This window comes from Anaerocolumna sp. AGMB13025, from assembly GCF_029689925.1.
In the GTDB taxonomy this organism is placed as follows: domain Bacteria; phylum Bacillota; class Clostridia; order Lachnospirales; family Lachnospiraceae; genus Anaerocolumna.
Map to the genome: position 1 here is coordinate 6,344,819 of NZ_CP121445.1, position 12,596 is coordinate 6,357,414.

The 12,596-nt window shown below is 39.7% G+C and carries 9 protein-coding genes and 3 pseudogenes; 8 read left to right on the forward strand and 4 right to left on the reverse strand.

Translation table 11 applies throughout. From position 1 onward, the window contains the following. Positions 1 to 84: 84 nt before the first annotated feature. Positions 85 to 336, reverse strand: a pseudogene (locus QA584_RS26540) (transposase domain-containing protein); the annotation flags it as partial. A gap of 160 nt (positions 337 to 496) precedes the next feature. Here QA584_RS26540 and QA584_RS26545 point away from each other — a divergent pair. Continuing rightward, positions 497 to 2,380, forward strand: a complete 1,884-nt coding sequence (locus tag QA584_RS26545) for a tyrosine-type recombinase/integrase (protein ID WP_278272109.1) — start codon at positions 497 to 499, stop codon at positions 2,378 to 2,380. After that, positions 2,373 to 3,545, forward strand: coding sequence for a tyrosine-type recombinase/integrase (locus QA584_RS26550; protein WP_278272110.1), 1,173 nt, complete (start codon positions 2,373 to 2,375; stop codon positions 3,543 to 3,545). Before QA584_RS26545 ends, QA584_RS26550 begins: the two co-directional genes overlap by 8 nt. An 88-nt stretch (positions 3,546 to 3,633) precedes the next feature. On the opposite strand, the pseudogene QA584_RS26555 reads toward QA584_RS26550, so the two are convergent. Continuing rightward, positions 3,634 to 4,200: pseudogene (locus QA584_RS26555) on the reverse strand (IS66 family transposase); the annotation flags it as partial. A gap of 125 nt (positions 4,201 to 4,325) precedes the next feature. On the opposite strand from QA584_RS26555, the gene QA584_RS26560 reads away from it, so the two are divergent. Genes QA584_RS26560 through QA584_RS26570 form a run of 3 tightly spaced genes read left to right on the forward strand, consistent with a single transcriptional unit; the run spans position 4,326 to position 7,239 of the window. Next, positions 4,326 to 5,261 carry a site-specific integrase gene (locus QA584_RS26560; protein WP_278272111.1) on the forward strand — a complete coding sequence of 312 codons (936 nt, stop codon included), beginning with the start codon at positions 4,326 to 4,328 and terminating at the stop codon, positions 5,259 to 5,261. Further along, complete coding sequence (locus tag QA584_RS26565) at positions 5,245 to 6,222, forward strand: tyrosine-type recombinase/integrase (RefSeq protein WP_278272112.1); 978 nt, start codon at positions 5,245 to 5,247, stop codon at positions 6,220 to 6,222. The genes QA584_RS26560 and QA584_RS26565 overlap by 17 nt, the downstream gene beginning before the upstream one ends. A 6-nt stretch (positions 6,223 to 6,228) precedes the next feature. Continuing rightward, positions 6,229 to 7,239 carry a tyrosine-type recombinase/integrase gene (locus QA584_RS26570; RefSeq protein ID WP_278272113.1) on the forward strand — a complete coding sequence of 337 codons (1,011 nt, stop codon included), beginning with the start codon at positions 6,229 to 6,231 and terminating at the stop codon, positions 7,237 to 7,239. A 111-nt stretch (positions 7,240 to 7,350) separates the two neighbouring features. Here the strand turns inward: QA584_RS26570 and QA584_RS26575 are convergent. Beyond that, a pseudogene (locus QA584_RS26575) lies at positions 7,351 to 8,085 on the reverse strand (transposase); the annotation flags it as partial. A 94-nt stretch (positions 8,086 to 8,179) separates the two neighbouring features. After that, a complete protein-coding gene (gene tnpB, locus QA584_RS26580; protein WP_278272115.1) occupies positions 8,180 to 8,479 on the reverse strand; it encodes an IS66 family insertion sequence element accessory protein TnpB in 300 nt (99 codons plus the stop codon). A 176-nt stretch (positions 8,480 to 8,655) separates the two neighbouring features. Here tnpB and QA584_RS26585 point away from each other — a divergent pair, with 176 nt between their 5' ends. Genes QA584_RS26585 through QA584_RS26595 form a run of 3 tightly spaced genes read left to right on the forward strand, consistent with a single transcriptional unit; the run spans position 8,656 to position 12,561 of the window. Next, complete coding sequence (locus QA584_RS26585; protein ID WP_278272116.1) at positions 8,656 to 10,566, forward strand: tyrosine-type recombinase/integrase; 1,911 nt, start codon at positions 8,656 to 8,658, stop codon at positions 10,564 to 10,566. Beyond that, the gene (locus QA584_RS26590; RefSeq protein WP_278272117.1) at positions 10,563 to 11,546 is read left to right on the forward strand and encodes a tyrosine-type recombinase/integrase; all 984 of its coding nucleotides are present in this window, start codon (positions 10,563 to 10,565) and stop codon (positions 11,544 to 11,546) included. Before QA584_RS26585 ends, QA584_RS26590 begins: the two co-directional genes overlap by 4 nt. Next, positions 11,539 to 12,561 carry a tyrosine-type recombinase/integrase gene (locus tag QA584_RS26595; protein ID WP_278272118.1) on the forward strand — a complete coding sequence of 341 codons (1,023 nt, stop codon included), beginning with the start codon at positions 11,539 to 11,541 and terminating at the stop codon, positions 12,559 to 12,561. The genes QA584_RS26590 and QA584_RS26595 overlap by 8 nt, the downstream gene beginning before the upstream one ends. Positions 12,562 to 12,596: the final 35 nt, after the last annotated feature.

Below are 12,596 nucleotides of genomic sequence, written 5' to 3' on the forward strand. Positions count from 1 at the left end.
AACAAAACATTTTTAAAAAGTAACCGTCAAATAAGTCAGTGTCTATAAAATAGCCAACCTTCTGCTATTCTAAAAGGTTGGCTATTAGCGGCATATCTTTTGAATCATTGGATCCCATGGCATGTAATCTTCCAGAAATTCAGGATATTGAAGAAAAGCAGTACCAGGAATATCACTTAAAATAAACTGAATATATTTATAAGCATTGAGACCATTTGCCTTCGCAGTTTCAATCAAGGTATATACACCTGCGCTGGCCTCTGCACCTTTGGGGCTTCCGGAAAACAACCAGTTTTTCCGGCCTATGGTAAATGGGCGTATACTGTTCTCACAGAGTTATCTTCATATGAGAATAACTCAGTTTATACACAGGATATTTTTATCCTCATCTTTTAATAAGAATCGCATAAACATTAGCCTTTTGCCACTAAATATATGGATAAACATTTCGTTGTTATGGATAATGGAATCACCAATAATAAGGAGGTGGTTCCCTATGGAACAATACGAAACAAATATTGCTACTGTTATGGATTTCTTAAAAGATAATGATTTTAGTCCTTCTGTAATTAGTCTGCACAAGTTATGCTATCAAGAATTAAAAGGCTATCTCTTATCTTTAAGCCTCAACTATTCAACCGAGTTAGCATATCAGTGGATTGAATCGAATCAATCGGACTGGAATTACAGGACGTATACAGGATGGCGGCACTGTATAGACCAATTAGAAGATGTCTATAGCATGGGTTATATTTCATTGGATCATTTATCGTGTAGAACACCCGCATATGCGTTACTAAATGATTCATTTAAATCTATGATTGATGCTTTCATTTCTGATTATTCAATATCTGATGACCGGTATAGAATTGCATGCTCCCGCTTTCTGTTATATTTGCAGAATAATTCTTTGAATAACATCTCTGAACTAGACTACAATGTGGTGCTTCAATTTCATCAAAAAGACTATCACTGTTCTTCAAAATCAAAAGATGTATATGAAGATTTGATACGCGTCTTTTTACGATATCTAGCAGTGCAAGGTATGTGCTCTTTCGGATTATCGCTTGCATTAAATAGACTGTTAATCTATCAGATCATAAAGTTATCTGATGAAGAGTTGAATAGCTATACAACTACAAATCAAAAGTATCCATCAGTGACATGGAGCATTATTTTAGAATTCCTTACTAAAATGGCTGATGCCAGATATGGAAAAACCGTACTAAAAAGTTCAAAACATATCTTAACACTTCTTTATATCTTTTTAGATATGCATCAGATTTGCCTGGATGATACTCTATTATGGTACTGGTTTGATAAGATAACGCCATTATTGGGTACTGGCTGGAAACAACATCGCCGTACCATTTGTCAGTTCTTGGATTTTCTACGCAACAATACAATCACAACAAAAGTCACTGGTAAACCAAAGGGTGTAAAGGCAATTCATTTGCTACCGAATTGGGAAGCTGAACAGCTAAAGAGTTATCTCAATCTATTGAAACGTGAAGGCTGGCAACCTTCCACCATTGCTATGTATAGATCAAGTAATCTCAGGTTCTGCAAATATCTTCAACGTTTAGGAATTGAAGGCTTTTCGAGTCTCACTACAACCATTCTAAAAGATTTCAATCTTCAGGATAAACATGTAACACCTGAGGGAAAAGCAGCATACAACTGTCGAATTCGAAACTTCTTAATATACCTTTATGAGCAGAGTCTTATAGATGATCCCTACCTGTATAAAGCATTGCCAACCTTTTCAGCACCAAGAACTTCTATAATACAGACACTTTCAAAAGAAGATGTAGCTTCTATTTGGGCAACAAATCCTGACACACTTTCGCCTAAAGCACTGCGTGATTACGCAATGGTATGTATTGGTCTGACTATGGGATTCAGGGCATCCGATATTTCGGCTCTCCGTTTTGAGAACATCGACTGGAAACAGAGAAGTATCAAGATTGTCCAGCAGAAAACTGGTAAGGTTCTTACTATGCCAATGCCAATAAAAACAGGTAATATCGTATTCCGATATATACGTGATGGTAGGCCTCAAAGTCCTGAGCCATATATATTTATCCGCCATGAAGCACCTTATAACCGCATACAACGTGGTGTCTGCAGAAGTGCGTTGAAACGATTTATCGCTGCCTCAGATGATAAAAGTTGCTGCTTTCATTCTGTAAGAAAGACATTTGCCACACAGCTATTGAAAGGTAATACCAAGGTTGAATTGATATCTGATTCTCTGGGACATTCCACAGATGGGACTGTTCATAAGTATTTGTCCTTAGATGAAAAACAGATGAGAATGTGTCCATTATCTATGGTGGATACAGGTATCGCCTACAAAGGGGGTGTCTTTCATGCATAAGAAGTATGTTTATTTAAGCGTATTTTCAAATCTATTGAATGACTATATATCAACTCATCGAGAAGCTGGATTCATGTATGATAATCCAGCATACTGGTTGTATCGTTTCGATCAATACTGTGATGAAAAACAGGTTAAAGGGGCAATCATAACAAAGTACCTTTTTGAAGCATGGGCTTCAAAGTCTGATTCGGAAACAAAAACAACCCAAAACAATCGCCTTCAGGCAGTACGAAACTTTAGCGTTTATCTTAATACGTTAGGGATATCCAGTTATATTCCTCTAAATCTGCCACGACCAGAGAAAGTGGTTCCGTATCTTATGGCAGATGAAGACATCCGCGAATTTTTCAAGCAAGTAGATCTTAATGAAGTATTATCTCCTGCAGATTCCTTTAAAAGGATGGCACAGGAATATAGAGTATTGTGGTATGTGGCTGATGGAGACATTACATGGCAACAAAACGCACTTATGGTGTCAAGGGTTCCTTTTCTTAAGAAAACTGAGAAGGAAAAAGCTATTTTAAATGAAGATTGCCTTAAAGCACTTCTTTCAGCACCTGACAATAGTAATCTTGGAATACGTGATGCAACTATAATGATAGTATTGTATGATTCAGCAATACGCCTAAGTGAATTACTTGGATTAAAAGTATCTGATATAAATCTTCAAAAAGATACTCCTTACCTACGTATTAGAGGTAAAGGCGATAAAGAACGTATTGTTTCTATATCGGATAATGCTGCTAGTCACTTGAAGAATTATATATATAAGTTCCATCATTCTGGTACTCCCAAAACAGACTATTTATTTTATACAGTTATTCATGAATGTGCTAATGCAATGTCACCAGGCAATGTAGCACGTATTATTGACAAGTATGCTGGAATGATAAGACAGAACTATCCGGAACTGCCGGACAAAGTTCATCCACATATGTTCAGAAGGACAAGGGCAACAAATCTTTATCAGAGTGACATTGAACTTGAATTGGTTTCCAGAATACTTGGACATGCATCAACTCAGACTACCAGGATATATGCAAAACCATCGCTTGAGATGATTAAATCAGCCATGGAGAAAAGCAACCCCGAGTTGAACTCTGAGCAGCCATTGTGGCCAGACAATGAAGATGACTTTGCCAGGATTTGTGGTCTAAGGTGAAAAATGTTATCCTCATCTTTGGTAAGAGAGGCTCCTGGATTTATGCACTTTTCTGAAAAAGATGAGGATAAAAATATCCTGTGTATAAAGCTAAGTTATTGGAAATGCTACAGTTTCCATCAAGAAGATAATTCATCAAACCTCTGGTTTGCAGCATATTGAAATGCCTGACCTAATTTCGATTTTGGAAGAATTCCAGCAAAAGTAATCTCTGCCCACGACCAAAAGGCATCCAGTACAGGCTTTTCCTGTATCAGACGCTGTTCTTTTCTTCCTTTTGGAGAAAGAATCTCAAGTTTCTTTTCGATTTCGAAGAGCTTATTTTATTTATATATCCGATTGCCTGGGATGGAATCGTTGCTTCCAGGCTATAAATATCTTTTGGCAGGGCATCCACAAAATATCGTCTCAAGTGAGACCAGCAAAGGCATCTGATGATACCGGATACTTTTTCATAGCCTTTATAGGCATCCGTATGGATATAACCAGTATAGTCTTTCAGGAATTCCTGTGGATATTTTCCGCTTCTTCCGGGTTGATATTCAAACAGTCTTACCGGCTGCTCACAGTTCTTATTAGAACTATATACCCACATATAGGAATCCGTGGTATTTCTACGTTCAGATTCATTTAACACCTGAACTGGCGTCTCATCTTATGTAGAGTACTTTATTATGTAAAGTAATCTTCACACGGCCTTATCTATTCAGTTTTTTTATTTTTCTACTCCACATAATCTATATTTAGTTGTATCCTCTAAAGAAAAAGGAGGATTGGCTTATGTCTAAAAGCACCAAAATCATCTTATGTTATCCATTGTATCAAAATATTATTAAGCAGTATCTGAACCTTGATGAATTCAAGGAAAAAGCTACTGAAACTATGCGAAGCAAACGTGTTACGGTTACAGCTTTTTGTAACTACCTCGGTGATAATGGTATTAAATCCATTGATTTATGCTTACAGAAACATGTTGCGGGCTTTATGAAAAACATTTCATCACTTTCCACATCTACAAAAAGCGGAAAATCATTTATTCTCCGGCATTTCTTTAACTTTCTTCATTCCCAGAATCTAATTCTTTATTCTGGTAGGGAGCTTTTCCCTGTTATCGTAACAAATAAACGTGACCGTATACTATCATTTTATTCTGAAGAAGAAGTAAAGAGATTAGTTTCATGTATTGATAACAACACAATCAAGGGCAAACGGGATCTGATTGTCGTCCTTCTTGCAGCCGAACTGGGTATCCGGTCAGGCGATATCTGCAGATTAAAACTCTCTGATATCCATTGGGAACGCGGCACAATTGAATTCATCCAGTTTAAGACAGGTGTATTTAACCAGCTCCCATTATTGGAAAATATAAAGTTTGCTTTCATTGATTATCTTCGTGGTTCCAGGCCTCCATGTAATTCTAATCTGCTTTTTATAGGCATCAAGAATAACTATGGTATGATCTCTGCCGGTCAGATGCATTCTATTGTGTCAAAATATTTCAAGTCTTCCGGTGCCGACATATCAAAACGTAAACATGGTCCTCATGCTTTAAGACACTCATTAGCTAGTAATCTCTTACAGAAGAATACTCCTATGTATGTAATTAAAGATGTGCTTGGCCATACAAATCTCAATACTACCAAGATTTATCTGAACATTGACTTTGATACTCTGAAGCATTTCGCATTGGAGGTTCCTGATGAAAATAAAAACTGATTATATATTTCCTGAACAATACCGGCTTATGGCAGAGGAGTATATTTCATACAAGCATTCTCTTGGTTTTATTTTTGGTTATGATGACCAGAAGAAATGTGACCAGCTTCTCCGATATCTTTATACTAATTCACCTACTAACGATGTAACAGACCTGACGAATAAGCTAGTTGATGGATACTTGGAACAATTCAATGGTTCAAAACCTAGGACTGTCCATGCAAATCAATCCTATATTAGGCAGTATGGACTGTTTTTAAAACAGCGAGGCTATGCTCCATACATATATCCGGCTACACTTATTCGGTGTCCAAAAGATTTTACTCCCTATATTTTCTCAAAAGCAGAAATTTATAGGATATTCAATTGTGCGGATCAGATTGGTCCTAATAAGAACAAGTTCGTGAATACTCCTTATATATATCCTGCAATTCATCGGCTGCTTTATGCCTCCGGCTCACGTATAGGGGAAACTGTGAGCCTAAAAACAGAAGATGTCAACCTATCTGATGGAATCATCACATTCCATAACGGTAAGAACAACGTTTCGCGTATGCTTCCTATATCAGATTCTCTTACAGCATATCTCAGGAAGTATGATTCGCGGGTTGACCGAACCGGAAATGCTTACTTTTTTCCTTCTCTTAACGGGGAATGCTATTCGCCTATTACCATACGGAACACATTCAGGAAGCTTATGATTCAAGCTAAAATATCGATACTGCCAACAGGAAATTATCCTAGAATACATGACCTGCGTCATACTTTTGCAGTACATTCATTAGAGCAATCCATTGACCAGGGATTGGATCCGTATTGTTCGCTTCCCTCTCTGAGCACATATATGGGGCACAGGGGGGTAGAATCAACTGAATATTATCTGCGCCTGACAAAACATTATTTTATAAATGTTCTCCACTATACGCAGACTCAGGCTGATATCATTTTTCCGGAGGTATGAATAGTCATGAACACATCATTAACAACACTTATCACAGCTTTTTTTACAGCTTATCTTCCAAATGTCGTTGGGTATTCAGAAAATACCATCAAATCTTATCGGGACACATTTGTCTTACTATTTAGCTTTGCTGACGAAAAGCATCTTTGCCCGAGAGGTCGCGTTAACACTGATATTTTTTGCAAGGAAAATATCATAAACTTTCTTGAATGGTTGGAATCCAGTCGGAACGCCAGTGTTTCGACCAGAAATCAGAGGCTTGCTGCCCTAAAGTCGTTCTGTAAATGTGCGTCCTCAAACGCAATCGAATATCTTGATATATTTCAGCAGGTTCTTGATATCAAACCGAAGAAAGGTCTATCAAAAACGGTTGACTATCTGAGCGTTGATGCAGTAGCGTTATTAATTAAAAAACCCGATTCCAGTACGCATAATGGTATCAGAGATTTGGCATTATTATCACTTTTATACGAATCCGGATGCAGAGTACAGGAAATCATTGATGTAAAGTCAGGCAACATATCATATAATGCTCCTGCAACTATCACTGTAATCGGCAAAGGCAATAAGGTTCGCATTATTCCTCTCAGTCCAAATGTGACTGCTATAATTGGCAGGTATGTTAAAACATATCGGATATCCAATCCGGAGCAACACTTATTTACCAATCACCATAAAGATCCATTAACCCGCTCCGGGGTAACATATATTTTGCGAAAGTATGCGGTGAAAGCAAAGCAAGAAGAGTCAGCATTGTTTGGTAATACGAAAGTTCATCCCCATGTTCTAAGGCATTCCAAAGCAATGCATCTTCTTGAAAGCGGTGTAAATTTAATCTATATAAGGGATTTCCTGGGACATTCATCTGTTACAACTACAGAAATTTATGCAAAATCAAATCCCGAAATCAAGCGTAAATATTTAGAAGCGGCTGCATTAAATATTGATTCGGCAATCAATAAATACTCTGAAAAAGAGAAACAGACTCTTCTGGACTGGTTAAGAAAAAGCATCTAAATATTATGCAAAGTTTCGATTACGGGAATCTCTTTATTTAGTGAAGGAATCCCTTTTTCTTTACATAATAAAACACTCTACATAAGATGAATTATGTGAAGCTTCACATAACTCATCACAGTGAACGATATCTCTGGCAAGCAGTTCCTTTCGAAGATGTTCTGTTATTGGAAGGAGATAATCCTCTGAACACCGAATTACCCAATTAGCCATAGTTGCCCTTGATAGGGAGATGCCAAGTTGTTCCCAGTCTTTTTCCTGACGATAAAGTGGAACACTGTTTACATACTTTTGATACATTACATTTGCCACCGAACTTGGAGAGGCAAGAGAATGATTCATTAAAGAAGTAGGAGTATCTGCCTTCTGAATATAAGGATGAGCTGTGTGCTTGCACTTAGGACATTCATAAGCCATTCTGACATAACGAACGATTTGAAGCTTAGCTGGGATGTATTCCAACTCCTCACGGACTGTTTCCTTACCAATCGGCTTAAGCTCAGTGCCGCACTGAAGGCAATGCATATCTTCTTTCGAAGATTCACAAAGGATTTCCCGAACAGGAAGGTCTTTGATTAGTTCTTCGCGTTTGCGCTTAGAATGAACTCGTGTATATCCATCTACTTCCTTTTTGATTGGTTCATGGATGGAAGAATCCGCTTCTATTTCCGCTTCATTAAAAAGAGAGATCTGTCCAACGATTTCATCCTTAGGAGTCTTCTCGCTAGAAGAACCAAACTTTTCTTTGCGGAGAAGCAAAACTATCTCAGTAAGGTTGTTCACCTGGGTCTGCAGATTCTTTATTGTATTTTCAAGGTGCTCTATATAAGCATCTTTTTGATTCATATTTTATTAATTCCTTATCGTTTTTGATAAGATAATTATACCATAAAATATACCAGAAATCCAGCAAATATGCGGTTTCAAGCTATATTTATCATTAACAGAACGCACCTGGAAGTGCCGGTTTAATTGCACCTTTTTGCTCTATTTCAAGACCCTCCATTAGCCACCTGAATTCTTGCCAGCTAATGGGACGGACTTCTGCTTCATGACGTGGCCATTTGAAGTTGCCGTTTTCTAATCGTTTGTATAGAAGAACAAAACCATCACCTTCCCACAGGAGAGCTTTCATACGATTTCTCTGTCTTCCACAAAAAAGGAAGAGACATTTTGAAAACGGATCCAGGTGAAACTGTTCTTGGACAATGGCAGCAAGTCCATCGATGGACTTACGCATATCCGTATACCCACATTATTCTAATGATAGGATAATGTGGATTATTCTCAGGATATTTTTATCCTCATCTTTTTTGAAAATCCTGAATTTTTAAGCTGTTTTGTTTTAAAGTATGAGGATAAAAAATTCTGTGCAATAATGAAATCACTATAAATTTCCGAAAGGATGGTGATTTCATGGATTATCATGTAACCGTTGACAAAGTAATGTCTCTATTAAAAGAAAAGGAGGTATGTTCCAGCAGTCAGAAATCTCATAAAGAGTGCTATTTTTCTCTTGGATCATTCTTAGAGCAAACAGGACAAGAATACTCAGAAACATTGAGAAATGAATGGCTTTCACTGATCCTAAATGAATATCCAAGACAAAGATGTATGGTATGGAATCAATATATCTTTCAACTGGAAGAGATGTCGGCAACTGGCACTGTATCCGACCGGCGTTTATATCTCAACCGCTCGAATTATAATAAACTTCCAGATACACTGAAGTGTGACCTGAATATCTATCTTGAGGATTGTCGAGGCAGATATACTGCCCGTAACTGGGAACTGACACGCATCTTTTGCTCGGAGGCACTCTTGTTTCTTTTTGATAATGGCATTATTGATATCAGGAAGATTACTTACCAGACTATTATAAATCTGATAGAGATGGATATGTATTGTTCCCAAGAGACCAGAACGATTATTCTTAGGCACACCGCCACCATGATGTCGTTTTTTGGGCAGAAAGGCATGTGTCCAGCCGGGTTCAACATTCTTCTCGATAGTCAGACCTATCCGCATGTAGGGATACTGGCTGGATTTTCTGACACGAATCAATGTATGATTGAGAATAACCGGCATCAAAGCGAGGATTTTCCTACTAATGAATATCGAGAGACAATCGAACCGTTCATAGAGACTTTAAAAAAACACGGATATGTCGGAACAACACTGTATCTGGCCAGGCATTCTCTGACTGCTCTTTATCTATTTCTGGATATCCATAAGCTTGGATATCATCCCGAAATCATGTGGGCCTGGTTTTCTGAAATCCGCAAAGGGATGGGACACTCATGGCTGCACTGGCGCAGGATATTGAAGTGTTATGAGGAATACACGATGTTGGGGGATATCATGCCGGACGGGAAATACCGATACGCCCCCAGTTCGCTGGAAATGCTTCCGGATTGGTGCCGACAGGCTATTGACCCCTTTCTTGAACAAAAGAAACGGGAGTTCCGGGCAGAAGGGACAATCAGAGCTTATCAGTATTCCTGCATCCGGTTCTGCCGGTTCCTGATAGGGCACGGCTATGATAGTTTTGAACCACTCTCGCCTGCCGCTGTGAAAGAATTCGGTCATCAGGATTTCTACACAACGTTTCGTGGACGCTCCGGATGCTTTACGATTGTAAGGGGATTTCTCCGGTTCCTTGGCGAGAACGGGTATATCATGGGCACTGCACTGCATAACTGTCTGTTCTCCGGAAGCGCTCCTGAGGAAAAACTGGTTGATGTATTGTCTGATGAGCAGCTCCGAAAGATTGCGGATTTCCGCTCATCACATCAGGAACCGATAGAGCTCCGAGATACGGCAATGGTCATGCTTGGTGTGAAGATGGGGTTCAGGGCATCTGATGTTCTTGATCTTGAATTCGGGAACATCAACTGGGGCAGGCGTGAGATATCAATCGTTATGGACAAGACCAGAACGCAGATTACACTGCCAATGCCTGTTGATGTTGGAAATGCCATATATACATATATCTGTAATGGCAGACCGCATTCAGATGACCGACGCATCTTTATCCGCACGAAAGCACCTTATGGAAAACTAACAGGAAAAATCTGCACCAAAGCCCTTTATAGGATTCTTCCGGAAAGAAGAGCAATGATAGGAGGCGGTTTTCATGTGACTCGCAGGACATTTGCAACGAACCTGCTAAGGAATCAAGCGGGAATAGATACAGTGATGGATGCCCTTGGACACAGGGATCCTACAAGTGTTATGAAATACCTTCTTCTTGATGATGAAAGAAGCCGCAGCTGTGCGTTGTCTTTAGCAGATGCCGGGATTCCGATGAAGGGAGGTCTGGCATGAAGATAGCAGGATATCAATATCAGAGCTGTTTCGGATCTTACATTGAACAGTTTGTGCATGAGAAAAAAGAAGCTGGCTTCATCTATGAATCAGAAGAATGGTTACTAAAGCACTTTGATGTATTCTGTTTCCAAAAAGGAATATCAGAACCACTCATTAGCAAAGAGCTTGTGGCAGAATGGGGAACGCTGAAGGATAATGAGGAAATGGTCACCTGTTCAAAGCGGATATCGGTCGTCCGCCAGCTTGGATTATATATGATCTCGCTGGGGATGGAAGCCTACACTCCGAACCGATTCTATAAAGCGGCCAAGAAGGTAGTACATATCTTTTCAGATGAGGAGATCATATCTGTTTTCAAGGTCATTGATGAATACGTACCTGCTGTGTCTGGTGTTTCTTTTCATCGGCTTGCTGTAGAGTACAAGGCGATCTTCCGTCTGATCTACTGCTGTGGTCTTCGTATATCAGAGGCTCGCAACTTATGTAACGATGATGTAGACTTGAAGCATGGGACCATCCGGATCCTACACTCCAAAGGTCACAAAGACCGCGTGGTCTATCTTGCAGATGATCTTACAGAATTACTTCGAGAGTATTCCTTGATTCTATCATCCGTGTTTCACTGCCAGTCAGTCTGGTTCTTTCCGGCCAGAGAATCGGAAAAACAGCTCAGCACCGTAACGATCGGCAAACGTTTCCGTGAAAGTTGGGCAAAAACTCCATTTGCAGAAAACTGCGACCGGAATCCGACGGTTCATTGCCTTAGGCACAGCTTTGTCGTTAAACGGATGAACATGTGGATGGAGGAAGGAGTTTCTCTCAAAGAGATGCTTCCGTTCCTGAGTAAATATCTCGGACATACAAGTCCGGATGAGACGTTCTACTACTATCATCAGATTGATTCAGCGTTCCGCATCATACGCTGCCGGGACAAGAGTTCAGTAAAAGTGATTCCGGAGGTGCCATCTGATGAGTAAGAAAGAAAAGATGAAAAAGCTGTTCTTCTCAAGGACATTGGATTTCTTGGATCATTATCTGCCTGAGCAAGCAATGAAAAGCAGCAATACAATCGAGACATACCGGGATGCACTGACTGTATTCAGAAGATATATCTCTGATGCACTCCATCTGTCTATCCGGTCATTCTGCCTTGAAGACTGTACGCATGATCTTCTGCTCGAATATCTGCGTTTCCTGAATGCAAAGGGAAATGCGGCCAGCACCTGTAATAACAGGCTTGCTGCCATCAGGGCATATCTATGGTATGTTGCAGATGGAGATATTTCGTTGCAGTCAGTAGCACTGGCAGCTTCGCACGTTCCTTTTCTGAAAGTGCCAAAGCTGACACGGGAGATCATAGAGGAAGAAGATCTTTCAGCACTTTTGTCGGCGCCAGCGAATACTAAGATGGGAAAACGTGACAGGATAATCCTGATACTTCTGTATGATTCAGCCGTTAGGGTATCTGAGCTGTTATCACTTGATATGCGAAGCGTAAACCTGGAAGCGGCTATCCCGTATATCCGGATCTATGGAAAAGGCGATAAAGAGCGGATCGTTGCACTTACGGACATCACTTCTGGGCATCTGAAAGACTACATGAAGATATATCATCCTGAAAAAGAGGCAGCTGCTCCATTAATCTACACGGTCATTAAAGGCCACCGTGAGCGAATGTCTGTAGGGAATGTTGAGCGGATCATAAAGAAATATGCGGAGCAGATACGGCCAGAACATCCAAACCTACCAAAAAGCTGCTACCCTCACATGGTTCGCAGAACAAGAGCCACAAATCTGTATCAGGATGGGACAGAACTAGAACTAATCTCAAGAATACTTGGCCACTCATCGACTGAAACGACCCGGATTTACGCTATCCCGTCGGTTGAAATGATGCGTAAAGCGATGGAGACCGGAAAACTGTCGACAAACGAAGTACCACAATGGCCAGATGATGAGGCAGAGATGGCTCGTCTGTGTGGTCTACGTTAAAAAAATTATCCTCATCTTTTTCTGAAAAAACAAAG

Coding starts and splice junctions, on each gene's coding strand:
- QA584_RS26545 (WP_278272109.1), top strand. CDS start 497: ATGGAACAATACGAAACAAATATTGCTACTGTTATGGATTTCTTAAAA.
- QA584_RS26550 (WP_278272110.1), top strand. CDS start 2,373: ATGCATAAGAAGTATGTTTATTTAAGCGTATTTTCAAATCTATTGAAT.
- QA584_RS26560 (WP_278272111.1), top strand. CDS start 4,326: ATGTCTAAAAGCACCAAAATCATCTTATGTTATCCATTGTATCAAAAT.
- QA584_RS26565 (WP_278272112.1), top strand. CDS start 5,245: ATGAAAATAAAAACTGATTATATATTTCCTGAACAATACCGGCTTATG.
- QA584_RS26570 (WP_278272113.1), top strand. CDS start 6,229: ATGAACACATCATTAACAACACTTATCACAGCTTTTTTTACAGCTTAT.
- tnpB (WP_278272115.1), bottom strand. CDS start 8,479: ATGCGTAAGTCCATCGATGGACTTGCTGCCATTGTCCAAGAACAGTTT.
- QA584_RS26585 (WP_278272116.1), top strand. CDS start 8,656: ATGGATTATCATGTAACCGTTGACAAAGTAATGTCTCTATTAAAAGAA.
- QA584_RS26590 (WP_278272117.1), top strand. CDS start 10,563: ATGAAGATAGCAGGATATCAATATCAGAGCTGTTTCGGATCTTACATT.
- QA584_RS26595 (WP_278272118.1), top strand. CDS start 11,539: ATGAGTAAGAAAGAAAAGATGAAAAAGCTGTTCTTCTCAAGGACATTG.